At 35.9% G+C, this 24,291-nt stretch carries 26 protein-coding genes; 16 read left to right on the top strand and 10 right to left on the bottom strand.

Translation table 11 applies throughout. The features are described from left to right. Positions 1 to 534 (bottom strand): glutamate--tRNA ligase family protein (locus tag RLO81_RS02540; protein ID WP_350106783.1); only part of this gene is annotated, 534 nt, incomplete at its 3' end. Positions 535 to 639: 105 nt separating this feature from the next. Here RLO81_RS02540 and RLO81_RS02535 point away from each other — a divergent pair. After that, a complete protein-coding gene (locus RLO81_RS02535; RefSeq protein ID WP_350106780.1) occupies positions 640 to 900 on the top strand; it encodes a hypothetical protein in 261 nt (86 codons plus the stop codon). A gap of 2 nt (positions 901 to 902) precedes the next feature. Here the strand turns inward: RLO81_RS02535 and RLO81_RS02530 are convergent, their stop codons facing one another. Then, complete coding sequence (locus tag RLO81_RS02530; protein ID WP_350106777.1) at positions 903 to 2,867, bottom strand: DUF3352 domain-containing protein; 1,965 nt, start codon at positions 2,865 to 2,867, stop codon at positions 903 to 905. Between the two features lie 128 nt (positions 2,868 to 2,995). After that, positions 2,996 to 3,832 (bottom strand): DUF5694 domain-containing protein, encoded by an 837-nt coding sequence (locus tag RLO81_RS02525; protein WP_350106774.1) that lies wholly within the window; start codon positions 3,830 to 3,832, stop codon positions 2,996 to 2,998. Between the two features lie 131 nt (positions 3,833 to 3,963). On the opposite strand from RLO81_RS02525, the gene RLO81_RS02520 reads away from it, so the two are divergent. The 6 genes from RLO81_RS02520 to RLO81_RS02495 all read left to right on the top strand — a co-directional run bounded on the left by RLO81_RS02520 (position 3,964) and on the right by RLO81_RS02495 (position 9,937). After that, a complete protein-coding gene (locus RLO81_RS02520; RefSeq protein ID WP_350106771.1) occupies positions 3,964 to 5,079 on the top strand; it encodes an efflux RND transporter periplasmic adaptor subunit in 1,116 nt (371 codons plus the stop codon). A 2-nt stretch (positions 5,080 to 5,081) separates the two neighbouring features. Then, entirely contained in the window at positions 5,082 to 6,341 is a 1,260-nt protein-coding gene (locus tag RLO81_RS02515; RefSeq protein ID WP_350106768.1) for an ABC transporter permease, read from the top strand. After that, positions 6,338 to 7,033 (top strand): ABC transporter ATP-binding protein, encoded by a 696-nt coding sequence (locus RLO81_RS02510; RefSeq protein ID WP_350106765.1) that lies wholly within the window; start codon positions 6,338 to 6,340, stop codon positions 7,031 to 7,033. The genes RLO81_RS02515 and RLO81_RS02510 overlap by 4 nt, the downstream gene beginning before the upstream one ends. Positions 7,034 to 7,048: 15 nt before the next feature. Next, the gene (locus tag RLO81_RS02505; protein WP_350106762.1) at positions 7,049 to 7,870 is read left to right on the top strand and encodes a CPBP family intramembrane glutamic endopeptidase; all 822 of its coding nucleotides are present in this window, start codon (positions 7,049 to 7,051) and stop codon (positions 7,868 to 7,870) included. Positions 7,871 to 8,006: 136 nt separating this feature from the next. Beyond that, positions 8,007 to 9,416, top strand: a complete 1,410-nt coding sequence (locus tag RLO81_RS02500; protein WP_350106760.1) for a DUF4403 family protein — start codon at positions 8,007 to 8,009, stop codon at positions 9,414 to 9,416. A 26-nt stretch (positions 9,417 to 9,442) separates the two neighbouring features. Then, a complete protein-coding gene (locus tag RLO81_RS02495; protein ID WP_350106757.1) occupies positions 9,443 to 9,937 on the top strand; it encodes a hypothetical protein in 495 nt (164 codons plus the stop codon). A 2-nt stretch (positions 9,938 to 9,939) separates the two neighbouring features. Here the strand turns inward: RLO81_RS02495 and RLO81_RS02490 are convergent, their stop codons facing one another. Next, the gene (locus RLO81_RS02490) at positions 9,940 to 10,119 is read right to left on the bottom strand and encodes a hypothetical protein (protein WP_350106754.1); all 180 of its coding nucleotides are present in this window, start codon (positions 10,117 to 10,119) and stop codon (positions 9,940 to 9,942) included. Positions 10,120 to 10,303: 184 nt separating this feature from the next. On the opposite strand from RLO81_RS02490, the gene RLO81_RS02485 reads away from it, so the two are divergent. From RLO81_RS02485 to RLO81_RS02475, 3 genes are all read left to right on the top strand, one after another. Continuing rightward, positions 10,304 to 11,074, top strand: coding sequence for a DUF2797 domain-containing protein (locus RLO81_RS02485; protein ID WP_350106751.1), 771 nt, complete (start codon positions 10,304 to 10,306; stop codon positions 11,072 to 11,074). Positions 11,075 to 11,146: 72 nt separating this feature from the next. Continuing rightward, the gene (locus tag RLO81_RS02480; protein ID WP_350106748.1) at positions 11,147 to 12,694 is read left to right on the top strand and encodes a YARHG domain-containing protein; all 1,548 of its coding nucleotides are present in this window, start codon (positions 11,147 to 11,149) and stop codon (positions 12,692 to 12,694) included. Then, complete coding sequence (locus tag RLO81_RS02475) at positions 12,681 to 13,286, top strand: DUF2306 domain-containing protein (protein ID WP_350106745.1); 606 nt, start codon at positions 12,681 to 12,683, stop codon at positions 13,284 to 13,286. The genes RLO81_RS02480 and RLO81_RS02475 overlap by 14 nt, the downstream gene beginning before the upstream one ends. Here the strand turns inward: RLO81_RS02475 and RLO81_RS02470 are convergent, their stop codons facing one another. Continuing rightward, positions 13,287 to 14,924, bottom strand: a complete 1,638-nt coding sequence (locus RLO81_RS02470; RefSeq protein ID WP_350106742.1) for an ABC-F family ATP-binding cassette domain-containing protein — start codon at positions 14,922 to 14,924, stop codon at positions 13,287 to 13,289. A gap of 196 nt (positions 14,925 to 15,120) precedes the next feature. On the opposite strand from RLO81_RS02470, the gene RLO81_RS02465 reads away from it, so the two are divergent. Beyond that, the gene (locus tag RLO81_RS02465) at positions 15,121 to 16,227 is read left to right on the top strand and encodes a hypothetical protein (protein WP_350106739.1); all 1,107 of its coding nucleotides are present in this window, start codon (positions 15,121 to 15,123) and stop codon (positions 16,225 to 16,227) included. Positions 16,228 to 16,319: 92 nt separating this feature from the next. Here RLO81_RS02465 and RLO81_RS02460 read toward each other — a convergent pair whose 3' ends face one another. Then, the gene (locus RLO81_RS02460) at positions 16,320 to 17,978 is read right to left on the bottom strand and encodes an SLC5/6 family protein (RefSeq protein ID WP_350106736.1); all 1,659 of its coding nucleotides are present in this window, start codon (positions 17,976 to 17,978) and stop codon (positions 16,320 to 16,322) included. Between the two features lie 90 nt (positions 17,979 to 18,068). On the opposite strand from RLO81_RS02460, the gene RLO81_RS02455 reads away from it, so the two are divergent. Together RLO81_RS02455 and RLO81_RS02450 are read left to right on the top strand one after the other, a co-directional pair. After that, entirely contained in the window at positions 18,069 to 19,019 is a 951-nt protein-coding gene (locus tag RLO81_RS02455; RefSeq protein ID WP_350106733.1) for a TerC/Alx family metal homeostasis membrane protein, read from the top strand. Between the two features lie 23 nt (positions 19,020 to 19,042). Continuing rightward, entirely contained in the window at positions 19,043 to 19,507 is a 465-nt protein-coding gene (locus RLO81_RS02450; RefSeq protein ID WP_350106730.1) for a hypothetical protein, read from the top strand. 1 nt (position 19,508) lies between these two features. On the opposite strand, the gene RLO81_RS02445 is transcribed toward RLO81_RS02450, so the two are convergent. The 4 genes from RLO81_RS02445 to RLO81_RS02430 all read right to left on the bottom strand — a co-directional run bounded on the left by RLO81_RS02445 (position 19,509) and on the right by RLO81_RS02430 (position 22,688). Continuing rightward, a complete protein-coding gene (locus RLO81_RS02445) occupies positions 19,509 to 20,288 on the bottom strand; it encodes a hypothetical protein (RefSeq protein ID WP_350106727.1) in 780 nt (259 codons plus the stop codon). Beyond that, positions 20,285 to 20,860, bottom strand: coding sequence for a L,D-transpeptidase (locus RLO81_RS02440; protein ID WP_350106724.1), 576 nt, complete (start codon positions 20,858 to 20,860; stop codon positions 20,285 to 20,287). Before RLO81_RS02440 ends, RLO81_RS02445 begins: the two co-directional genes overlap by 4 nt. 59 nt (positions 20,861 to 20,919) lie before the next feature. Further along, positions 20,920 to 22,017 carry a L,D-transpeptidase family protein gene (locus tag RLO81_RS02435; protein ID WP_350106721.1) on the bottom strand — a complete coding sequence of 366 codons (1,098 nt, stop codon included), beginning with the start codon at positions 22,015 to 22,017 and terminating at the stop codon, positions 20,920 to 20,922. Positions 22,018 to 22,088: 71 nt separating this feature from the next. Continuing rightward, the gene (locus RLO81_RS02430; RefSeq protein ID WP_350106718.1) at positions 22,089 to 22,688 is read right to left on the bottom strand and encodes a hypothetical protein; all 600 of its coding nucleotides are present in this window, start codon (positions 22,686 to 22,688) and stop codon (positions 22,089 to 22,091) included. Between the two features lie 136 nt (positions 22,689 to 22,824). Between RLO81_RS02430 and RLO81_RS02425 the strand changes: the two genes are divergently transcribed. From RLO81_RS02425 to RLO81_RS02415, 3 genes are all read left to right on the top strand, one after another. Then, positions 22,825 to 23,397: an RNA polymerase sigma factor gene (locus tag RLO81_RS02425; protein WP_350106715.1), complete on the top strand. Its 573-nt coding sequence runs from the start codon at positions 22,825 to 22,827 to the stop codon at positions 23,395 to 23,397. Positions 23,398 to 23,440: 43 nt separating this feature from the next. Further along, positions 23,441 to 23,854 carry a hypothetical protein gene (locus RLO81_RS02420; protein ID WP_350106712.1) on the top strand — a complete coding sequence of 138 codons (414 nt, stop codon included), beginning with the start codon at positions 23,441 to 23,443 and terminating at the stop codon, positions 23,852 to 23,854. Further along, a partial coding sequence (locus RLO81_RS02415; protein WP_350106709.1) for a DUF2061 domain-containing protein occupies positions 23,854 to 24,291 on the top strand: 438 nt, incomplete at its 3' end. The genes RLO81_RS02420 and RLO81_RS02415, both read left to right, overlap by 1 nt.

Genomic DNA, 24,291 nt, shown 5'->3' with positions numbered 1-24,291 from the left:
CATATCAATTTTTGCCCTCAACACATATCTACCTGCTTCATATTCACCATTTTTCATTTTCTCGAAGATGGCTAAGTTTTCTTCTATAGATGTATCCCTAAACGGACTAGCCGTTCCTGGACTAGTGGGTGTTCCTTTTTGTTCAGCTATTGCCTCCGAAGATTGGCCATCAATATAGGCTTTACCTTGTTTGATAAGCTCAACTGCCCAATCGTATAATTGTTGAAAGTAGTCCGAAGAATAGCATTCTGTGGCCCACTGAAAACCAAGCCACTCAATATCATTTTTAATGGCATCTACATATTCCTGCTCTTCTTTAGCCGGATTGGTATCATCAAAACGAAGGTTTACAGGGGCATTATATCGTTCGCCAAGTCCAAAATTTAAACAGATAGAAGCAGCATGGCCGATATGCAAATAACCATTCGGTTCTGGAGGAAAACGGAAACGAAGCTTTTCTTTGGGTAAGCCGTTCGCTAAGTCTTCTTCAATAATTTGCTCAATAAAATTTAATGATTCTGGCGCTTCTTTCATGTGTAAAAAATTGAGTGGCAAAATTAGCGCAATTGAGTTCAATTGCAATGCTAATTACAATAGTTAAGGCTGGGATTATAGAGATATGTTGATATTATTGCCCTTATGTTCGACACCCACAATTTCTCTAAATCGCTTGACGAGGATGTTTTTGATAATTGGCTGGAAGCTGGCCGAAATAGCAGATTAGGTTACGAATACATGGTAGTGGTTTGGCTCACAATGGAAGAGGAATACAAGCCTGTCTATCTTGAACGAAGAGATCAGCTATCAGAACTAACTGATATTTCTAATTTAACCGAGGTAGTGGTTGCTGCTTATGATCTTTATTCAGAATCAAAAATAAATATCGAAGAATACAAATGAGCTTATTCTTTAATCTTCTTAATTAATTCACCATTTGAATCATAAAATTTCCAGGTACCAACTTTTTTATCCTCTTTGTATCTTCCTTTAATTATAAGGTTTCCTAAACTATCGTATTCGCTGTAGCGGCCATGTTTTAAACCATCTTTTAAGGATACTTCAAATTTTAGTTGGCCATTGGCAAATTCCTGCGTTAGCTTTTTATCATTGAGATCTTCAGGCAAGATATTTTCAACTGCAATGATATAATCGTCATCAATAATTTCTCCTTCATTAGCCTCATCATCTGTGATCATAGAAAGTTCTTTCAATAACGAATTCCACTTTTCTTGTTCAATATTATTTAAATGCTTCATCTGCAGGTGATAGGAGAGTAAACCATTTTCAGGGAACAATTGAATTCCTAGTAAAGGAAACCCCTCAATATATTTCCTATGCTTTGCCAAGGCGCTCCACGATTCTGAGTCTAACAGGTTTCTTGCATCAGTAAGTAGTTCTTCAGCCGATACATATAAAAACAGATTTGATTCATGCTTAAATTCCTCCATGAATTCTGCATATTCTTTCGTGCTATTTAATGTTTTATTCTCTACTGTTGCCGTAATTATCTTCCCGAGGGTTTTAGGAGAATTACTAAAAACAATATAATCTCCTAAAATGACATAATATGGTTTTTCAATAGAGGAAAACATCTTACCAAAAACAAGTTTAAAAAGGCCTTTAATGGATAAAAATTTAATCTGGTAGCCTTTGTAATCAATACCTTTGAATTTCACCGGGGTCTTTCGCCTGATCTTCCTTTCGATATAGTCTAGATTCTCATTTAACGCATCAATATCATTATATCTGAAAGCAATGGCCAGTTCTACACTATGCTTATTACTGCTGGAATTGAGTTGAATGAGCCCAATTTCATTGTCAATCCAGCTAATGATATTGTCTTCGATAGAAATTCCAAGGTATTTTTCTAATCTTTTTTTATTGGATTCATACTCGCCATCTTCATCGTTAAGTAGTTGTTCAAAGTTTGTATAAAAGCTGGTTGCATCATTAAACCCGAGGCTCGTAAATGACGATGCATTTTCTGGCACAATTGCGCCCAAATTTATTTCCCCTTTACCCGATTTTAGCAATGCCTGAACCATATTGTCTTGATCGGTAGGCTCATCTGAATAGCCATGAATAGAAATGTAATCATCACCCATGTTGAAATTGAGACCCAGGTAATCTGAATAAGTTAAAAATTGAAGTGCATCTTTTTGCGCATCGCTTGTTGTGAACTGCTCCAGCAACGTCTTAAAATTTAGCTGATGAAAGTAAATTGTAGGGGAATTCACATCCATATATTTACTTACCTCCACGAAATCCAAGTCCCTTACCATTACTGGTTTAGACTTTTGCATTAAAGCCTCTTCTATAAGCGTATGTGTGGTAGAAAAAAGCAATAGATTATCAACAAGAGTTAAATAATAGATTTCGGGGCTATCATAATACGAAAATTCAATGATCTCTGTATCCAGGTATTTACGATTGTATATTTTGGCATCGTCACCAATGATTTTGTCAAGGTAGTTTTTGAGAAAACTAAATTGTGTAGCTTTTTGTAAATCGCAGGTTAGCAAAAAATTGTATTTAGTGTTGCTTATGGGGTGGTAGGAGAGAATAATAGGTCTGTTTGCCACCAAACTCCATAGGCCTTCATTCTTTTTAATTTCGGTGTTTAGGCTATCTACACTTTTGCCAAATGAAGCTAACACTGGATTGGTTTTTAAGTAATCCCAAATTCGATTGGTGGTCATTTCTTTCCAATGTTCCAGCGGTTCTTCCAGGCAAATAATAATGGCAGCGCTGGCTGGTACAGCATTTAAAGGGTTGTTCTTTTCAATGGGGCTGAGTTGAAAAAAATATAGGTAAGCTGCACCTGCTATCACAACCATCACCGTAAGTGTTACAATGAATTTCTTCATGAATTAGAAGTTAGAAAAGATGAATTACAATCTTAAAAAATATTGTTGATAGCACCACCTGTAAACAGAATGATTTCCGTGGGGATTACCACTATGCAGAATAACTTACACGACATTTATTTTAACTGCTATTGAAGATAGTCTTTGATTTCTACATATTCAACATCTGTTCTGTCCAGATAAAATTGCTTTAATAATGCTGTATGGCCTTGTCCGAATAGTACAAACAACCTATCGCCTTGTTCAGTGAGTTGATCGATATTAAACATAATATGAAAGTTTCTTGCCCACCATTTTTCAGCCAATTGAACTCCCACGCTATTCTCCTTTGTACCATACTTTAGAAGATATTGGAGGTAAGAAGCCCGATTATCCAGGTCATTCTGTTTACTATTCATCATCACGAAGTAATCCGTTAACGTGTGGCTATCATAATATAGTTTTTGTGGAACCATTTTATTCTGTTTTATATCAGCAATTAGCTGATTAAACTCGCCCATTTTGCCCTCAGCCTCTATGAACTGCATTAATTCACTGAAAGGAAGGTTGGCAGGGTGGTCCGCCACATAAATATGTTCATGGCCAAGTTGATTGGCCAGTCTAAATCCAATTTGCTGGCGTTCATTGATAGATAATTGGTGATTTCCTTCGCGATATCGTTGATAAATGGAATCTAGTTTGGTTTTTCCGTACGGGTATTCAAGCACAACTTTTGTAGGATTGTATTCTTTAAGTTTATCAATTAACTCCTGCATTTCTCGTTGACGTTTTTCAGTATTTAAATCATCAATTTCAACTGAGAGTAAATCGCTTGAACCTGCAAAATGGAATGTGCCTAATAATGCTATCTGTGGTTTTGTTTTGTCTTGAGTTAAAGTTTGTGAATACAGTTCAAATACGGATGCGAAAATAAATATGAATACAATTGATACTTTCCGCAATGTTCTTAGTCTTACTAGTGTCATAATAATTAGACCTTGATAGGCAGAAAAGGTTACAAAATGGCTTAAATCTGATTTTAATCATTGACTTGAATGACTTACAGATTCATTAAATCAATAAATGGTACCGATATTAGCAAAAGATGTCAAACACTATGAATAAAACTGACCGTGCCTACAGGCAAAAAAGTAATGGTGAGCGCTTCTTTTATTTCTTCGTCACGTTAATTCTTTTTTTCAGCTGTACCAGGAATGAAAAATCGGCAACACCTTCACTAAAACAAATCACAGAATCTGTCTACGCATCCGTAACCATCGAACCCGACAGTTTGTATGAGGTTCATTCAATAGTGAGTGGAATTATTGCCAAGATCCTGGTAGAGGAAGGTGATGAGGTTGCAGTAGATCAAAGCATTGTTGAAATAGAAAATTCATCCAGTAAACTCAATTTTGATAATGCCAGGCTGGCATTTAAATTGGCTAATGACAATTTGTACGGAATCGGCTCACCACTAAAAAGCTTGCAGGATCAAATAGAATCAGCAAAACTTAGATACGAGCAGGACTCTGTGGACTATTTTCGTCAAAAAAGGCTTTGGGAACAAAAAGTAGGTACAGCCAGGCAGTATGATCAAAGTAAACTAGCCTATGAAATTGCAAAACAGAACCTCTCGGCACTAAAGAAAGAATATAGCAGGACAGAGACATCGCTAAAGTCGGCTTTGAATAATGCTCGCAATAATTATGAAAATGCACGTATTGGTAAAGAAGACTTTACCATCACCAGCCGATTAAACGGGCGGGTATATGAAATCTTCAAAGAGCCTGGTGAATTGATCAGTCCGCAAGAGCCACTTGCAACAATTGGCAACAGCAACTCATTTAAAATTAAAATGCTGGTAGATGAAGTTGATATAGTTCGTGTTGAACCAGAACAGACCGTTGTAGTCTTACTTGACGCCTTTGACGATCAGCCATTTGAAGCTAAAATTACGCGGATACTTCCACAAAAAAACAATCGTACACAGACATTTACTGTAGAAGCAGATTTTGTAACACCCCCTAAAAATTTGTATTCGGGATTATCTGGTGAAGCCAATATAATTATCACCAAAAAAGAGACGTTGGTTATCCCCAGAAGGTATTTATTGGAGAACAATCAAGTAAAGACAAGTGAAGGCTTGGTGTCTGTTAAAACCGGAATTGCCAATATGGAATTCGTTGAAATTATATCCGGAATAGATTCAACCACACAGCTTTATCTTCCATAATCATGAACTGGCCGGTAATCTTATCCATTTCTAAAACGCACCTGTTATCAAGGTTTAAACAGTCGAGTATTGCTGCCTTAGGTGTTACCTTTGGAATAGGTACTTTCATAATTTTGGTCAGTTTTATGACGGGGCTGAACAATTTGCTTGATGGCCTGATCTTAAACAGAACGCCACATATACACATCTATAACGAGATAAAACCTAGTGAAAAACAACCCATCGACTATATTACAAATGTTGATGCCGCAATTAATAAAATATACTCGATCAAACCTAAATGGAGCCAGGAGAGGATTCATAATGCCGTGCCACTTTTAAATCACTTGATAGAAGATGTGAGAGTGAAAGGAATTGCACCGTTAGTGCGGGCGCAAGCCTTTTATTCTGCTGGTTCGTTGCAAATTAATGGTGTTTTAAACGGCATCGATATTCTGGAAGAGGTAAGACTTTTTAAGTTGGACGAATATATTTTTGAAGGTGATGCACAGGCCTTGAAACGCACTTCCAATGGAATACTTATGGGAATTGGTGTAGCGCAAAAGTTATCTTTAAAAGTCGGGGACAACGTGCAGATTATATCAAGTAAAGGGGATGTTTTTCCACTTAAAATTGTAGGGTTCTACCAAAGCGGATTGGCTGAAATTGACAATGCACAGAGTTATGTAAACCTGAAAACAGCACAGCAGATTTTAGGTGAAGGGGAGAGCTACATTACTGATCTGAATATAAAACTTCACAACATAGAAGATGCCGTTCCAATGGCTGAAGAAATAGAACGAAACTATAAATTAACCGCTATTGATATTAAAGAGGCTAACGCGCAGTTTGAAACAGGAACATCCATACGTAATATCATCACCTACGCTGTTTCTATTACCTTACTCATTGTAGCTGGATTTGGAATATACAATATTCTCAACATGCTTATTTATGAAAAAATGAACGACATCGCTATACTTAAAGCAACGGGCTTTTCGGGTCGCGATGTAAAATATATTTTTATTACACAAGCCATGCTCATTGGCCTTGTAGGTGGTGTGTTGGGCCTCATCTTTGGTTATGGAATATCTACAATCATTGATCATACACCCTTTGAAACGGAAGCTCTACCAACTGTAAAAACGTTCCCTGTTAACTGGAATCCGGTGTATTATGGTATTGGGATCACTTTCGCCATAGTTTCTACATTTTTGGCAGGCTACCTGCCATCAAGAAGAGCAGAAAAAATAGACCCTGTAGAAATAATCAGAGGCCAATGAAAGATGCTTCAACAAATAGCATTCTCAGAGCAGATCATATCAATAAATACTTTCATGACCCTGTAGAATTTCATGTGCTAAAAGACATTTCACTTGAAATAAAAAAAGGCGAGTTTGTGTCTATCATGGGTAAATCTGGTTGCGGAAAGTCTACATTACTCTATATATTATCTACGATGGATACGGATTACACTGGAAATCTTTATTTGAATGATAAATTACTCAATGCAGAATCAGGTGATGAATTGGCCAGGGTGCGTAATGAGCATATTGGCTTTATATTTCAGTTTCATTACTTGTTGCCAGAGTTTACCATTCTGGAGAACGTCATGCTGCCTGCTCTTAAATTAGGCAAGAAAAATAGGGAAGAGGTTGAGCAAGATGCACTTGATAAACTTCACCTGTTAGACATTGGCGAACAGGCACACAAGCTTGCTTCCAGGGTTTCGGGAGGTCAAAAACAGCGGGTGGCCATTGCCCGTGCACTAATCAATAGCCCAAGTATAATTATGGCTGACGAACCCACTGGTAATTTAGACTCTAAAAACTCAGACAATGTTTTTAATATACTGAGAGATCTCAGTCACAAAGAGAATTTATCTTTACTTGTTGTTACCCATGACGAAGATTTTGCCAAGAAAACAGATCGCGTGATAACTATGGAAGATGGTAGAATTATAAGTCATTCGTAAGTCGAATTAAACACCATGACACCTATAAAAACTGATCACATAGCCCCGAGACAATTTTCCCTTAAGGTTTATCTACTGTTAATAATCTTGTTTTCATGGCCTTTTCAAATAGTCTATTTAATTCTTGGTGAAGCCTTCCGTCCAATTCTTTTACTTTCCATGATTATGGTGGCAGTTGGCACCTTTATTTGTGGGAAATATATATTTAAAGATGGATTTCAGGGTGCAGGATGGCATTGGGGAAGGCCTAAACACTATCTGTTCGCATTTTTGCTAGCATTATTTCTTTGGTTTTTTCCTAGTGTAGTTGAACAGGTGTTTAATTGGTACACACCTTTAGACCAAATCAACTATAGTGATATAACTACCACTTTTATAATCAGTTTCGTTATAACGATTATTCCAGCCTTCAGTGAGGAGTTTGGTTGGCGTGGCTATTTATTGCCCAGGTTACTTAATAAATACTCCACACGTAAAGCACTGTTACTGCATGGCTTAGTAACTTGGATTTGGCATTTGCCATTCATTTTAGACATGGGACTCAATGCTGGAGAAAATTCACTTATTTATGTTCCAATGGTTATGATTGTCAGTTTTATCCCTACTATTCTTCATGCTATCGTGTTTGCATATTTATGGTCTCGTACAGCTAGTCTCGCTGTTGCAACTTTTTATCATGTTTGCTTTGATGAAGTTCGCGATACTCTTGAAGAAACTATCGGATTAGGAACCTTTGCCCAAAATTGGCAAATGCTAGTTCTTACCATTTTGGGTGTTTGGCTGCTATTTATGGGAAAATGGTATTTCAAAAACATAAATACAATGGACTCACTATAGGTGTATTTAACTTGCAAAAGCTCTCTTTCTTTTAACCATAAAAGAGAGGTGTACGTACTTTTAGTATAATTATTAACTACAAATTCCTTTTTTTATTAGAAATTGATTTTTTATCTAGTATGTGAAATCAATGCTATTGGATAGATTATTAGCAACAGTATTTATTACGCTACTTTTTAGTTGTAGTAGAAGCAGCGAAACCCTTGTAGAAAACACAAGGAATATGCCTGACTATGAGGCTAAGAATCACAATCTTTTAGACCAATCCACATTGCAATTCCCGTTAGATTACCCCGTCAGTGATCTTCAAAAGATGATTAACAGAATTTTGCCAGATACATTGGTAAATGATAGCATCGACCTTAATGACAAAGGTGACTTCCTTGTTTTAAAGGTGCTGCCCATTGGAGATATGTTGTTAAATAGCTATCAGAATAAGCTGGATGCCTCTTTACCAGTTAAAGCATTGGCTTATGTAAAAAAGAAAGTGGCACTGTTTAATATAAAAAACAAAAAACCTATTGAATTAAAGCTTCGGTTAGACCTACATACTATACTGGCTATTGATGAGAATTTCGATTTAAATACTAGATGCACTATTCAACAAATTCGCTGGATTGAAGAGCCTAACATGAGAGTGGCAGGATTAAAAATAAACCTTAAAAATATCATCGATAAGCAAATAGAACAGAATAAGCTTACCATAGAAAATGCAATATGTGCTGCCATAAATGAAACAGTACCAATGAAAAAGGAGGTTATAGCCATTTGGAATTTATTGAATCAAACACACCGTGTGGCCACAAGACCTGTTGATATCTGGCTAACGGCAATACCTGAAGATTTCTCTGCAAATTTTGATGATCAAATAAAAGATACGTTGCGAGTAGTACTTTATGCAAAAGCTGGTGTTTTGATTAGCCCACTAAAAGGCATACAATTAAAAGAGATTCCGGACTTACCTATCAATAAAAGAATAAAAACTAATGACCAACTTGATTTACGCGTTTCTGTGAATATGCCCTACGAGTACATGAATTTAATTATGGACGACTTGTTAAAAGGGCAAGAATTTGAATATAGTGGCTGGTCTACCCAATTAACAGGGTTTAATACTTATGGTGAACGCAATCGACTTACTTTGAAATTTAAAACTCAAGGTGATGTGGAATTAGATTTAGAGGCAAGGGCCAAGCCAGCCTTTAGTATCAACAGTGAATTGATGTTTAATGAACTAGAATATGAAATAGCAAGTGATAACCCATTGGTTAATTCTATCGACTGGATTACCAGCAGCTCAGTAGATAATTATTTAAAACAGAATAGCAAGGTTCCTTTGGGTGCTATTCTTGATTCACTTGACTCAAAAATTGTGTATGCCTTAGACCGATCGAAATTAAGTTCAAAAATTGATTTAAGGCTTAAGTTCGACAAAATACAATCAGATACTATAATCTATTATAACGACCGTTTCGAGTGGATCTTTTCAGTGAAAGGAACATCGCACGCTTTACTCAATGATAGTCTGGTGGTAAGAAAAAATTAAAGTATTAATTTAATCGAATAAATCCTATGTCTAGCTTCAGAATTAGACCACGTTTTAAACATAAAATCTCCTTAAAGAAAGAGGAATTAGAAAGTCGAATCATTGAACAGCTCAAAACTCAAAAACAGTTAAGTTCCCATTATTTGCCGGGTCATATTTATATAAAAATTAATTCAGCATTGCAGCACTTTTGGTCACCGCAACTACATCTTAGCTTTGATGTAGAAGAGGATAAAACAATTGTAAGAGGTTTATACGGGCCTAACCCAACTGTATGGGCTATATTCTTTTTTGGTTATGTGATTCTGGGTTTAATGGCCTGTTTTGTTGCCGTTTGGGGGTTTAGTGTCTGGAGTTTAGGGAAAGACGCTGATATTTTATGGGCACTTCCAGTTATCGGCCTGATAGCACTGATCATGTACCTGGCCAGCCAGTTTGGCCAGAAAATGGCTGCACAGCAGATGTTTGATATTCATCATTTTTATGAAAGTATTACAAAAGACAAAGTAGAAGTATACTAATCTTATGCTATAGAAATAATATGCTGTAGCTTCTCAATTTTAGCTTGCTTATCGGTAAGTAATTTTCGCTGCTTGTCCATTGGTCCTCCTTTAAGATTACTAAGCTCTAAAGAAAGTTTGTACATCATTTCTTCCAGTGCTTCCAGTAAGAGAGGCTTATAGCTCGATTCGATCTGTATCATAGATTAAATTAATTAAGGTTAGAATTCGTATATCAATGAATTTAGAATTTAAACCTATATCTGGCAATTATCAATCAATACATTTGTAATTATCTGGTTTCAATCACAGACATTAGTATTTTTAATAGCTTTAACCCATAGAACAACCAAACATAAACACATGTACACCGGTGTATTAACCAAAATGCGAACCCAATTTGGGTCGCCCATTGATTATTTTCTTGAGCTAGGGGCGGATACCATTCACATGAACGAATTATTAGGCAAGCCATTGCATATGAAATACGTTGGCCAGCAGTGTTTAAATTGTGGTAAGGATAGGAAAATTTATCGAATGGGGCATTGCTACAATTGCTTTTACGAACTCCCTCAAACTGCGGATTGGGTCATCAGACCAGAGTTGTCTAAAGCGCATCTGGATATTGAGGATAGAGACCTGGCTTATGAGAAAGATGTGCAATTGCAGCCGCATATTGTTTATCTGGCATTATCCAGCGATGTGAAAGTAGGAGTGACGCGCAAAACCCAGGTGCCTACTCGCTGGATAGATCAGGGAGCAAATAGTGCTTTGGAAATTGTAGAAGCACCTAATCGTTATTTGGCCGGTATAGCGGAAGTAGCTCTAAAACAATTTGTAGCCGATAAAACCAACTGGCGCCAAATGCTTAAAAACGAAGTGGCGCAAGAAGATTTATTTGAGTTTAGAGCAAAGCTTTCACAACACATTCCTGAAGAAGTAAGGCCTTATTTTCTTTCAGAAAAGTCAGACAAGTGGGATTTAGATTTTCCTGTGCAGAAGTATCCAGCCAAAATAAAGAGCCTGAATCTTACCAAAACACCAGAATTTAGCGAGAAACTGGCAGGTATCAAAGGGCAGTATCTCATTTTTGAAGATGATACGGTTTTTAATGTTAGAGGCAATGAAGGGACAGTGGTGGAAATTTTTATATCATGAATTTGAATAAAGTTCCATTTTCAGAATCACATATCGAAGACACCTATTACCTTTGAGTTTTTATTTGAAACAATGAATAAGCGATACTCTATTATTTATATCCTATTTATAATCGCTGGTTGTTCAGGTCAACCTGATAAAGAATCTAGAAGTGCTCATTTGGATAAAACGGTTAAAGAAAAAAAGAAACCCGATTCATCCTTTTATCATGTCGAACTTGATCTTAATGAACCTGAGATACAAGTGAATTATCAGGAAATGGACTCGACTGTTAGAGATCAAATTTCTAGACTCGATAGTGGATATAAATCAACGCCATACTATGCTGATATTGATGGGTTGAAGTTTTTTGTTGTATCAACAGGGAAGTGGGACTATAATGTGGAAGAGTTTTCTGGGGAATTAAAATATGGGATGGTCAATGACAGTCTTCATTTGATTTTACCACTAGAGTACGACAAAATTTATAACCCTAATTTAACTGTTAAAGAGAGCTTTGAACTAAAGAAAGACAGTAGAGTTGGGCTGTTCAACTATGTATCAGGTGAAATAATCACCCCTCAATTCGATTTTATATTACCTCAAAGTAGTAAAATATCTGAAGTCGCTTATGGATATAAAAATAACTCTTGGTATGAATTAAAAGATGGAAAAATTGAAAGAGCCACTTTCGATCCAACAACAGTACTTCAACAATTAAAATTTGATGTTGTGAGGTTAGGTTCAAATATGATGTATGATAGTTATTATATATCCCATAAAAACGATCCAACTTTAGGTAGAGGAGTAGTTATCACTCCATCATATATAGAATACTTAGGGTTATCACAAAGAGAATTTTACCCAGATGTTATTATTACAAATCAAGAGAATGTTGATTTTGGTTTAGAATCTGCTGGAACTCGAACAAATAGCTCGAAATCAATATCAGATAGAATCATGACATTTTTCATTTCGTTTTATGAGTCAGGAATAGATGCAAGAGATTATTCTATCTCAACTACTCAATTGGTAGTTTATCAAAAAGATAATAACACTTTAACATCTGAAAAAGTAGTTAGCCATTCTGGTTACAATGAATTATGTGCTGAAGCGAATTATCGATTTGTCAACGACTCTATACTTGAAATTATTAGAGGTAAATCTATTTATGATTACCCAAAGAGTGAATCTATTTATGACCATCAAACAAGTTATTCTTATAAAAAGCTGTTACATGATGGTAGCATTATTGAACTCAAATCCGATCGTGAGTTTGATTTCACGAAGTTTGTTTTTATAGATAAGTCCTATTTTGAAGGATGCTTTATTGACGCAATTGACTATGAAAAAGAAACTGGTTATAACATACTAGTTGCTGATCATCTATCTATACATGATCTAGATGTTATGCGAAACGAAATTTTTGCTGAATATGGTTACAAATTCAAATCTGCAGAATGGGCTACTTATTTTTCTTCAATGCCTTGGTATAAACCTTTATATGATGATGTTACTGATAAACTTACTGAAATTGACAAGGCCAATATTAAAGTCATACTAGATACTAGGGAGCTTATGATCGGAAGAGAAGAAGAATTCACTAATAAGAGGAAGTCAGTTTTCTATGCGGCAGGTTAGAAATTTCTATTTTCTAATTGCCTTTTTAATATCCCTGCTAATCGTAATCAAATCAATTGACTACATAGTTCCTCAATTTGATTCGGGTTACTTGAGTGATAAGTCAGGAATATTTCACTTCTATAAGTACTTTCTTTATGCCCACATAATTGGTGCGCCAATTGCTTTCATTGCTGGTTTGATTCAGTTTTCCGTTAAATTCTCGAAATGGCATAAAATTCTAGGTTTTATATATGTAACCTCAGTGTTGATTTTGGCCGCACCAGGAGGTTTGGTTATGTCTTTTTATGCAATTGGAGGAATTCCAAGTATTATAAACTTTATCATATTAAGTAGCCTCTGGTTTTATTTCACGCTTAGGGCTTATATTGATATTAGTAAGGGCAATTCTAGGTCGCATAAACTATTTATGACAAGAAGTTTCATATTAGCTAACTCTGCTATTCTGATAAGAGTGTTGTCATTCATTAACAATTACTCACATTTGACAGATATAACTACAGGATATATTTTTATTGGATGGCTAAGTTGGTTGCCTGCACTTCTTACTTTTGAATTTTGGCTTTTGAACAAAGCAAATGATAAGAGTTAACTATTTAGTCCGCTCTATCTCCTTCAAATTTTCCATTTTCTTATTTCTTAAGAAGCCATTAATATCTTCGAAGTGCTCTTTTACGCGCTTGTTTCCAAATTCATAGACTTTATTAGCAAGGCCATCAAGGAAATCGCGATCGTGAGAAACGAGTATTAATGTGCCATCAAATGCTTTTAACGCATCTTTAAGGATGTCTTTGGTCTTAATATCCAGGTGATTGGTAGGCTCATCCAGTATCAAAAGATTAACTGGTTGTAACAAGAGTTTAATCATGGCAAGTCTAGTGCGCTCACCACCTGAAAGCACTTTTACCTTTTTGTCAATCGTCTCACCACTAAACATAAAAGCACCCAGAATATCTTTAATTTTGGTTCTAATATCACCCTCAGCAATCTGATCAATGGTTTGAAAGACCGTTAGGCTTTCGTCTAATAAAGAAGCCTGATTTTGAGCGAAGTAGCCTATCAAACAATTATGTCCTTTCTGCAATGTCCCATCGTAGTTTATCTCGCCCATTATGGCTTTTACTAGCGTAGATTTTCCTTCACCATTTTTTCCAACAAATGCCACTTTCTCGCCTCTAGAAATCGTTAGCGTTACGTCCTTAAAAACGAGATGGTCGCCATAACTTTTGGCTAAATCGATGGTGGTTACCGGATAACTCCCAGATTTTGGGGCAGGAGGGAACTTCAAATTTAACGCTGAGGTATCCACTTCATCCACTTCTACAATTTCCATTTTTTCTAACATCTTAACCCGCGACTGAACCTGGAGCGTTTTAGAATAGGTGCCTTTAAACCGATCAATAAACTGCTTTATATCTGCTATTTCCTTTGCCTGATCGTCAAACTGCTTTTGTTGTTGCTCCCTTCTTTCTTTTCTTAACTCCAGGTAATGGGTATAATTTGTTTTGTAGTCGTAGATGCGGCCACGTGTAATCTCAATCGTTCTATTGGTGAGATTATCCACAAACATTTTATCATGACTGATTACAATTACGGCTTTCGCGCTTGTTTTTAAAAAGTCTTCCAACCATTGAACAGACTCTATATCCAAATGATTGGTTGGCTCATCCAGTAGGATAAGGTCGGGTTTTTGCAAAAGTATTTTAGCCAGCTCAATCCGCATCCTCCAACCACCACTAAACTCGCTGGTTGATCTTTTGAAGTCTGAACGAAGAAAGCCAAGGCCTAACAATGTCTTTTCAATATCTGCATCGAAATTGGAATCGGCAATACTGTAGTACTTTTCACTTAGCTCAGATACCTCCTCAATGATTTTGCTATACGCATCAGACTCATAATCCGTTCTGGTTTCTAGCTGCACGTTAAGCTCCTCCATTCGCTTTTGCATATTAGTAATAGCTGCAAATGCTTTCGCAGTTTCTTCAAAAACGCTACAATTGTCTTCCGTTAATAGATGCTGAGGTAAATAGGCAATAACTGCATCTTTAGGTGCAGCAACCTTTCCATAAGTGGGTTTGTTTTCTCCTGCGATTATTTTTAAAAGGGTGGATTTACCGGCTCCATTTTTACCCATCAATGCAATACGATCATTGCTATTAATGTTGAAAGTAATATCGCTAAACAAGGCAGCACCACTAAATTCTACGCCTACAGCATCAACTGAAATCATAACTATTGAAATTTGGCCGCAAATATAGTATTAGCATTCTTAATTTGATGTAAGAAGTTTATTTACAATATGAAAAATAGAGATTATTAGCATTAATTAAAGGGCTATCAGTACTACTCCCAACTTGATCAAATAATTAATACTCATATATTATTTTTATAATTACATATAACAGCTACTTATATAGAAATCTACCATGAAGAACTGGCTACATACCAAAAGCTTAATTTCCAAAAGAAGATTTTCGCTCATTAACCTTCTGTTCAGAAAAGAAAAGAAGTTCCTTTTTTTTATTGGTGCTTGTTTTTTACTAGCTGGAATCGTTTATCCTTTCCCTCAAATTGCCATGTGGTTAGGATTTATCTTTGCTGCGTATTCAACTGTCGCTAACGACAGTATTCAGACCATAGGTACATTCATTTCTTCCAATTCCGATAGGAAATGGTGGCTCTTGTGGCTTTATATTGGTATTATATTTCTAATTACTGTTAGTGTAAGTTGGATACTCTTTAACGGGGATGTTTCATTTCAACGATTGGCTTCTAAGGGATTTGTAGAATCACCAACATCTTTTCATTTTCTTCAAATAGCAGCGCCCATCTTTTTAATTATTCTTACGAGGTTTAAGATGCCGGTATCAACAACGTTTCTTTTGTTGAGCTCTTTTAGTATAAGTAGTGGTGCTATTCAGAGTATATTAATGAAAAGCTTAATTGGCTATTTTATTGCTTTTGTGGGGGCTATGTTGGTTTGGCTACTGTTGGAGCACAGAATGAAAAAGTACTTTGTGAATAAGGCGAGCAATTACTGGTTTGTGTTACAATGGCTGACAAGCGGGTGTTTATGGGCCTTATGGATAATACAAGATGCCGCAAATATTGCTGTATTTTTGCCAAGGAGCCTAGATTTATTTGAATTCTTAATTTTTAGTCTCGTTATTTTTCTTGGTCTAGGGCTTATTTTCTATTTAAAAGGCGATAAAATTCAGTCGATTGTTGAAGAAAAATCAAATGTAAAAGATGTAAGGCCTGCAACGGTGATCGACCTTGTATATACCTTAATTTTAGTATTTTTTACATGGTTTAATACTGTTCCTATGAGCACCACCTGGGTATTCATAGGTTTGTTAAGTGGACGGGAATTAGCAATCAAGCTTACAGAAAGAAAAAAACTCACTAAAACCTTTGCACTAATTGCCAATGATGCCTCCAAAGCTGTGGCAGGTTTAATAATATCAATAGCAATCGCTATAGCCTCTAACCCTAAGCTCAGAGTTGAAATTTTGCAATCTTTAGGCTGGTGATTATCGCTTTCGTAAAACCTTCTTAAAGCAATAAATCATAATACCAGTGACGATTAATTGAACGCAAAGCATAAAAATCAACGGTTCGATCTTCATTTTACTTTATTTCTTCGTTTGTGAGCTATGTAGACTAATACTGTAATACCTACAAATAATATCAACAAAACTATTCGGGCCATATTCGTATAAAATATTTCGTTTTTTATTGATTCAATGACTAAAGGATCAACAGCATTTTTTAATAAATGATACTTTTCAGCATTACTTATTTGAAGAAGTAGTGATTGCCCGTCAAGTGGCCAGGTTCCATGAGCGCTTAAATTATTAAAAGCATCAATCCAGTTATTATTAACAGGTGTAATCAGGGCTCCAATAAATACACCCATAAGAAGCACAGGAGTGATATACTTAATAATGAACTTGAAAATGATCGGCACTTTAATATCTGCACCTGTTGTTATTTCTTTCCAACCTTTGGTAAGTCCGAATATCCATGCAAATAGGATAGTTTCAGCCAAGGCAAAAATGACTAATGATACGGTGCCTGCCCAATAATCATACTGCTCAAAATAGCCATACTTATAAAATAGGACACAGGGTAGGCCTAATGCCAAAACCAAAAACCCGAAAGAAATAGCGCCCTTTATTTTATTCCAACCAAATTCATCGGTCATAAACCCCATCCATGGAGTGCCCATAGCCAGAGAAGAAGTAATTCCTGCAAAAAATAATAACCCAAACCAAAAAACACCTGCTATGGAAGCAAGGACATCCCCCCATTGATTAAACAGGAATGGCATAGTTTGAAACGCTATGCCAAAACTCATATTTTCTTTAATCCAGTCAAGGCCAAAATATCCTGCTGCAATAGGTATTACAATTAAACTACCCAAAACAATTTCCACAAATTCATTGGTAAACCCCGCTGTAGTTGCATTAAGTGCAATATCATCTTTGCTCTTTACATAAGCAGCATAGCAATGAATGGTACCCATACCCACCGATAAAGTGAAGAATATTTGCCCGGCAGCGGCTAGCCAAATACCAGGCCTGAGTAGTGAATCATATTGAGGTGTCCATAAATAGTTAAGTCCATCCCAGGCATTGGCTAATGGAAATTGTTCTGAAACGGCAGTGGTGCCAATAGTAAGACCTTTAAAGGCAAGAAAAATACCGAATAAAATAAGTAAAGGCATTCCTATTTTGGCCACTTTTTCTATACCTGCTAAGCCTTTACTGAGTATATAGGTATTTAGAACCACACATATGATAAAGAAGAAAACTGCTTCATTTGGAATGCCAAAAAAGGATGTTGATAAGTTTATATAATCATCGAAAAATAATGCGATAGAAGATTGAGAAAGGGAAGAAAATGTACCTTTTAAGCTATGCAAAGCATAAGATAGCGTCCAAGATTCTATATAGCAGTAATATGCAGCAACAGCGATATTGGTAAAAATTCCAAAAACGCCAATGTATTTCCATATAGGTTTAGCACTCATTGAATTGAGTATAAATGGTGTAGAATGATGTCCGCGCTTACCACCAAACCTTCCCATCGACCATTCAATCCAGAGCAAGGGAATGCCCATTAATACAAAGCAAACTAAATAAGGGATAATGAATGTGCCTCCACCATTGTTTATGGCCTGTACCGGGAACCTGAGAAAATTTCCAAGACCCACTGAATTGCCTGCCATCGCCAGGATCAGACCTAATCTAGAACCCCAGGCTTCTTTTGATGAGTTCATACGCTAACTAAGACGTGAGAATTACAAAAAGTAACACAAAATAAATATTTACAAGCTTAGTTACTTTTAAATCAACTGCCGTCTCAATAGTTGAAAAATACTTATATGCTTACCTACTTGTGGATATTCTTTTCGATCCTAATCGTACTACTTCTCATAATTGATTTATTTGTTATCCACCGAAAGGATAAAGAAATATCACTCAAACACTCATTAATTGAAACCGGTATATGGATTCTTATATCATTGGCATTTAACGTAGTAATTTATTTTACCCTTGGAAGTAAGAGCGCAAGCGAATTTTTAACCGCATACCTTATTGAAAAATCATTAAGTGTTGACAACCTGTTCGTATTTCAAATCATATTTACTTACTACATGGTTCCTGCCAAATTACAACACAGAGTACTGTTTTGGGGTATCGTGGGCTCGATAGTTATGCGTGCTGTTTTCATCTATTTTGGCGTGAAGCTGATAGAAAATTTTGACTTTCTATTATACATTATGGGTCTTTTCCTGGTTTTTGCAGGCATAAAATTGTTGTTAGGCAAAGAGTCTAAAATTAATCCCAGAAATAATTTAATAGGCCGTCTCATTGGCAATATTATACCCGTAATGAAAAATTATCAAGGGAATCAATTTTTCGTTTCCAGAAACTGGAAAGTGTATGCCACTCCACTATTTATAGTACTTGTTGCTATTGAAACTACAGATATCATTTTTGCTTTGGATTCAGTGCCTGCAATTCTTGGCATTACAGTAGACCCCTTTATCGTTTATACATCAAATATCTTTGCTATTCTGGGTTTAAGAGCGCTTTATTTTTCATTGTCAGGTATCATGTCGCTTTTTCATTTGCTTAAATATGGCCTTGGAATCATTCTGGTATTTATTGGTGTCAAAATATTCTGTGAAGACTTTTATCATATTGATACTTTGTATTCACTTGCAGTGGTATTGATGGTACTTTTTGGTTCGATCGTGGGATCTTTAATGATAAAACCAAGACTGGCCAATAACACAGAGATACCTATACAATAACCTTATTACTTAACAATAAACGAATGAAAACAGCAGAAATAATCTTTGGAATATTTTTTACAGCGGCCATTTTTGGACCTTTGTTTTACTTATACCATTGGTCTAATAGAAGAAAGACTAAAATGATGAATGCACTTCAATTATTGGCCAAGCAGCACGGCTTACAATTATCAGAAACGGAAGTTTGGAATGACAAGGGATTAGGGTATGATCTAGCGAAAAAGGTATTGATTTATATTGACATCCAAAACCAGTCAGTTACTGAAAAAACTGTGAATATTCAGGATGTTCAGGAAATAAAAATTATTACCAACAGAGATATTGTTACCATTCAACTACTAAAACATACCCGCGAAGCGATTAATTTGGAGATATTTAACACCTTGTTTGATGAACCTCTTAATGGCGGATATCATTTATTACTTGCCAAAAAGTGGGTGGACTTGCTAAATAAAGACATTAAGACCCTTCCTAAGAGGGCAGCTTAGTTTAAAAATAGATAACTATTTGGGGTTCTTTTGGTAATGCCCTGTAAATAGAAGTCAGTGCAACATTATCGATTTTAATCGTTAACTCAGGTTGATATTCATAGATTTCAAAATGAACTATACCAACCACAATACGATAAGCAGTAGCAGTTATTGAAGTCAGCCGATCGATTAATTGATTCCAACTTTGAATGAACCAACCTTCTGTATTGCTGCCTTCTAATGTTAGAAGCATACCATTTTCTGTAGCGTAATTGATGATTGCATTTTCAAAGATGGTTGAATCAGGAAGAGTGACCATTTTAGCCGCTTCTTCAGCATTTTTTGGAGCAATTTTCACCTTTATAGGTTCTTTTATAATGGTTGCAGCTACTTCTTTTGAATGTAATGGCCGTTGAAACTGATTAAAAACAGTAGATGTGCTAATCGAAGTTAAAAAGTTATCTATATCATATTCATCAATATGGGTACTGTAAAATTTCACTCCATTAATGGCAATGGAAACCGAACTATCTGGCAGCGAAATAATGAGATAAATTGAATCTTGAGTGCTACCAATGTCTAATGCCCTCAAATAGGCCAAATGTCTGACTAATGAATCCTGTGGATGTTCATAATCATAATTTTCTGTATTAACCCCCTGCCATTGCTTATTGACTTTATATGGCGCTGTAATGAGTTGAACTAATACAAGGGCAAATACAATTGCTAAAAAGACTAATGCCAGCTTTTTTAATGAGCCGGGCTTCATTTTAAATGGAGATAATTCGGGTAGTATCAAAATAGATATACTTTAGAACCAATATTTAATTTTTTATAGATGAGCGCAAGGTTTTCATCATTTAATCTGATGCATCCGTGGGTTACAGGTAAGCCTATAAATCTCTGATATATAGTGCCATGTATAAGATAACCGTCACCAAGACTCAAGGCATAATCCCCTAATACACCGTATTCAAATCGGGAAGAGTGATTGATGCCTGGCACGGGTAAGCCTTCTTCAATAAATGCCCAGTCGGGTTTTTTCCAAACAGGGTTTTTCTTCTTGTGCAAAATTTTAAATTCGCCTTTAGGGGTTTTGAAAATCCATTGTTGTAAATCGCCATTTTTGAGTAATACATAACTGCCCGTTGAGCATTTACCTTGTGATACTACTACACCACCTTCTATTAAATAAAACTCGTTGGCGGTACTGTTAACCACAATATAAATGGATTTTGGTGTCAATTTGACCAACCGTTTTTCAATGGCTTTTAGCTCTGAGCTTGTGGCTAGAGAAAGTGAATCAGCTATAGTATTATCTGGAGTGGTTTTATTGAACGAAACCATTGAAATACCGATTTTACTCGCCATATAAAATGAAAATGGGAGCAAGATTAAAGTGAGTATATAGCGTTTGGAAATAGAAATATTCATCGCAGTTCCAATAAATCTTCCAGAGGCCGGGTGGAACCGACAATGATAACTGGTGTATTCAACGGTATCATGGCATATACAGAATCCATATTCTTATTTGATAAGGCAATACAGCCGTCAGTCCAATCAATTCCTTTACCACCATGACCATGTATTTCAATTTCGCCACCTATCGGTACATTTTTTGGAATTATACCTTCCTTAACATTTTTTGAATGCCTTTTTTTATCATCTTCATTTGGGTAATTCAGCAAAAGTGCTTTGTAATATTTTGTTTCTGCATTTGCCTTCTTCTTAATGATCCGATATGCCCCTTCGGGGGTAGTTTTATCCCCGGCATGTTGTTTATCTCCAATCCAATTGTAGCCTAATTCAATAGGAAGAGTTGCCAGGCACTTGCTACGATAATATAATTTGCATTCTCTGTTCAGCTTATCGATAATCACAACATACGAATTATTATCAGTTGCATTTTTTAATGCATTACGCTGCAAAGACTCCCACACTTCATAATCTTTAAAGTAGTGCTTCATTGTAATCCTCGAGCTGTTAATTAATTCAGTAATAAAATGCTCGTAATCCACTAGTTTGTCAGTTTCTATGACGGATTGATTTCTTAAAGCCAGTTGTGTTTCATCAAGCATAATATTGGCCTCTGAAACTGTTTTACGCTCAGCCTCCTTTAAAGGAAAATTAGCATAAGCCTGTTTAAAGAATTCATGTAAATCCCTTACTTTTTCGTACTTATTTTTAGTTGTAAGCCAATATTGCTTATCCTTTTCAATTGCTATTTTTTCAGATAAATGGGTGTCCTCTATCACTTTAATAAGCAGCATTTCCACTTTTTCGTACCTTCTGAAAAAGAATATTTTCTGATTTTCACTGTCCAATAATAAAATGGCTGAATCGTAGCTTGTTTGTGCTTGGTTAAACTGGTCTTTTGCTAAGACATCAGCCTTAGCCCTTTTAGCAGTTAATAAACCGCTTCTTGCTTCTTCGAGCAACGAAAGTGGTGGCTGAGGCCAATCTACAGTAAGAATAATGAGCCCTGTTACCAAAATAAAAAGCGTACTTATAAAGAGATATTTGCGCATAGTATTTAAAAATCAAATGCCCCAATTGGTAGTAAAACCAAAGGGGCATTATTCAAAACAACACTACCAAACTATTTTTTAGCAGACTTATATTTGCTTGTAATGTCTTTAAGCTCATTGTTCAGCACAGTAGCCTTATCTTTAGCTACCGTTGCTTTATCTAATGAAGGCTGTAATTGACCTTGTTCAAGTAATGTGCTAGTTTCTGTTAAAGTAGATTCAAGTACAGTAAGCTCACCTTTCATGGCTAATAAGGCAGTTGAACCCTCTTTGCCTTTAGGTGCTTCAGTAATTAATTGCTGATTTTCTGCAATTAGAACTTTTACCTCATTGATGGTGGTTGTTACTTTTGCTTTAATTTCCTCTTTTTTCACTTCAACATTAGAAGCTACCGTTGTAGCAAAAGAAGAAACACCTTCTAAATTTTTAATCGCGTTTTGGTAATCTTTAAATAACTTACCACTCTCAGCATCTACTGAGGTCATCGCATTTTTCAATGAATCTTCAAGTAGTTGATAATTTTCAGCATCGTACAATTCTGCTCCGTTTGTTTTTGCATTTTCTACAGATGCGCTTGCCTTATCAATGGCTTCTTTTGGTAACTCCTGACAACTTGTAAGCACTAAAATACCTGGTATAATAGCACTTAGAATTAAAATATTTGTTTTCATTATGTGATTTCCTAACTTATCTGCCAGATTTACAGGCAATGTAAAGAACTCTTAATTGCCTTTTAGACGTGGAAGTAGCAACAAGTAACATGTCAATCGAATAAATAATTTTTCAGCCCGAAAACTGCGAGAAAAAATGAACGACCCAGGAGAGGAGAAGTTGGATGATAATTCACTGATTGGCCTGATAAAGAAGGGAGAAACAGGTTCCAGGTATTTTGAAATTATCTATAGCCGTTATCATACCAAGGTAAAAAATAAATGTTATTCGATTGTAAAAAACAGGCAGGAGTCCCTTGATCTGGCAGAAGAGATTATGGTTAAAATTTATGAAAAACTCGATTCGTATAAGGGTAATTCGAAATTTTCGACCTGGGTTTATTCCCTTACTTATAATCATTGTATCGATTATCTGAGACTTAAAAAGAACCTGCATTACCCTAAATGGAACAGCGATCAGGAAATGGCCGTATTACCAGATTATGTAGAAGAGTTTTCTGAAGTTATAGATTATGATAAACTGATGCTTGTTTTGGAGGAATTACATACTGAAGAGCAACTTCTGATACGTATGAAATATGTAGACGAAATGTCTTTAAAAACAATAGGTGAAGCCTTGAGAATAACTGAAAGTGCAGCAAAAATGAGGTTAAAAAGAGCTCGTACCCGATTGTTATATTTATATACCTTACGGTTTATAAGGGGGTAAAAATACTTTATCTGTTACCAAAAATCTTTTTATCGTCTTAATAATGAATCAGGCAAATATGAGTGAAGCACTTATCAAAGCGTTAATAAAACAAGGAATCAACCCGCCCGAAGCGTGTACCTTGTCATTTCAAAAGCAATTTAAAGGATCAACAGGTATTGAGTGGTTTGCACAGGGAGCGGACTATGAGGCTATATTTTATAAAGATGATTTAGAGTATATAGCTTTATTTAACAAAAATGGGCATCTTATGGAATACAGAAGAATTGTGCCCCAGGGGTTTTTGCCTCATGCTATTCGCCAATTAATTGCAGAAAAAGGTGAAATAATGAATAGAGTGCTTCTAAATAGAGGAAATGAGATCCTGTATGAGGTAATCTACCGAGACAAAGGCAATGAACGTTATATGATGCTACTTTCTGATTTAGGACATGTGATGGAGCACAAAAAATTATAATGACCATTGTGCAACCTGAAGTGAAGCAAAAGGTAATCGTTAATACCTATTACCGAAGTCTCACTAAAGCTATTACTTGGCGTGTAATAGGCACCTTGGATACCATTATCTTATCCTATATTATCCTTGGTGATACTTCACTGGCTATGAGCATAGGTTTTACAGAACTGGCCACTAAAACTTTATTATTCTTTCTTCACGAACGCGTTTGGAACAAATTCAGATGGAAAGGAGGGGCAGTAGCCAGCCATTTAAGAAGTATTACTAAAAGTATTTCCTGGCGCGTGGTGGGCACAGTAGATACTATTCTTATAGCCATAATTTATACACATAATCCAATTGCTGCATTTACGATTGGTGGGATTGAAACTTCAACTAAAATTGTATTGTACTACCTACATGAGCGCGTATGGCACAAGATTAAATGGGGAATTCAT

Origin of the sequence: Fulvivirga sp., from assembly GCF_040220315.1 — a bacterium.
Lineage (GTDB): Bacteria > Bacteroidota > Bacteroidia > Cytophagales > Cyclobacteriaceae > Fulvivirga.
This window is presented reverse-complemented; position numbering and strand designations above follow the sequence as displayed.

What these genes read in the sequence shown, in the direction of transcription:
- RLO81_RS02535 (WP_350106780.1), top strand. Translation starts at nt 640, where the DNA reads ATGTTCGACACCCACAATTTCTCTAAATCGCTTGACGAGGATGTTTTT.
- RLO81_RS02450 (WP_350106730.1), top strand. Translation starts at nt 19,043, where the DNA reads ATGAAAACAGCAGAAATAATCTTTGGAATATTTTTTACAGCGGCCATT.
- RLO81_RS02430 (WP_350106718.1), bottom strand. Translation starts at nt 22,688, where the DNA reads ATGAAAACAAATATTTTAATTCTAAGTGCTATTATACCAGGTATTTTA.
- RLO81_RS02505 (WP_350106762.1), top strand. Translation starts at nt 7,049, where the DNA reads ATGACACCTATAAAAACTGATCACATAGCCCCGAGACAATTTTCCCTT.
- RLO81_RS02470 (WP_350106742.1), bottom strand. Translation starts at nt 14,924, where the DNA reads ATGATTTCAGTTGATGCTGTAGGCGTAGAATTTAGTGGTGCTGCCTTG.
- RLO81_RS02420 (WP_350106712.1), top strand. Translation starts at nt 23,441, where the DNA reads ATGAATCAGGCAAATATGAGTGAAGCACTTATCAAAGCGTTAATAAAA.
- RLO81_RS02520 (WP_350106771.1), top strand. Translation starts at nt 3,964, where the DNA reads ATGAATAAAACTGACCGTGCCTACAGGCAAAAAAGTAATGGTGAGCGC.
- RLO81_RS02425 (WP_350106715.1), top strand. Translation starts at nt 22,825, where the DNA reads ATGAACGACCCAGGAGAGGAGAAGTTGGATGATAATTCACTGATTGGC.
- RLO81_RS02435 (WP_350106721.1), bottom strand. Translation starts at nt 22,017, where the DNA reads ATGCGCAAATATCTCTTTATAAGTACGCTTTTTATTTTGGTAACAGGG.
- RLO81_RS02530 (WP_350106777.1), bottom strand. Translation starts at nt 2,867, where the DNA reads ATGAAGAAATTCATTGTAACACTTACGGTGATGGTTGTGATAGCAGGT.
- RLO81_RS02440 (WP_350106724.1), bottom strand. Translation starts at nt 20,860, where the DNA reads ATGGCGAGTAAAATCGGTATTTCAATGGTTTCGTTCAATAAAACCACT.
- RLO81_RS02510 (WP_350106765.1), top strand. Translation starts at nt 6,338, where the DNA reads ATGAAAGATGCTTCAACAAATAGCATTCTCAGAGCAGATCATATCAAT.
- RLO81_RS02495 (WP_350106757.1), top strand. Translation starts at nt 9,443, where the DNA reads ATGTCTAGCTTCAGAATTAGACCACGTTTTAAACATAAAATCTCCTTA.
- RLO81_RS02475 (WP_350106745.1), top strand. Translation starts at nt 12,681, where the DNA reads ATGCGGCAGGTTAGAAATTTCTATTTTCTAATTGCCTTTTTAATATCC.
- RLO81_RS02485 (WP_350106751.1), top strand. Translation starts at nt 10,304, where the DNA reads ATGCGAACCCAATTTGGGTCGCCCATTGATTATTTTCTTGAGCTAGGG.
- RLO81_RS02525 (WP_350106774.1), bottom strand. Translation starts at nt 3,832, where the DNA reads ATGACACTAGTAAGACTAAGAACATTGCGGAAAGTATCAATTGTATTC.
- RLO81_RS02465 (WP_350106739.1), top strand. Translation starts at nt 15,121, where the DNA reads ATGAAGAACTGGCTACATACCAAAAGCTTAATTTCCAAAAGAAGATTT.
- RLO81_RS02460 (WP_350106736.1), bottom strand. Translation starts at nt 17,978, where the DNA reads ATGAACTCATCAAAAGAAGCCTGGGGTTCTAGATTAGGTCTGATCCTG.
- RLO81_RS02490 (WP_350106754.1), bottom strand. Translation starts at nt 10,119, where the DNA reads ATGATACAGATCGAATCGAGCTATAAGCCTCTCTTACTGGAAGCACTG.
- RLO81_RS02480 (WP_350106748.1), top strand. Translation starts at nt 11,147, where the DNA reads ATGAATAAGCGATACTCTATTATTTATATCCTATTTATAATCGCTGGT.
- RLO81_RS02515 (WP_350106768.1), top strand. Translation starts at nt 5,082, where the DNA reads ATGAACTGGCCGGTAATCTTATCCATTTCTAAAACGCACCTGTTATCA.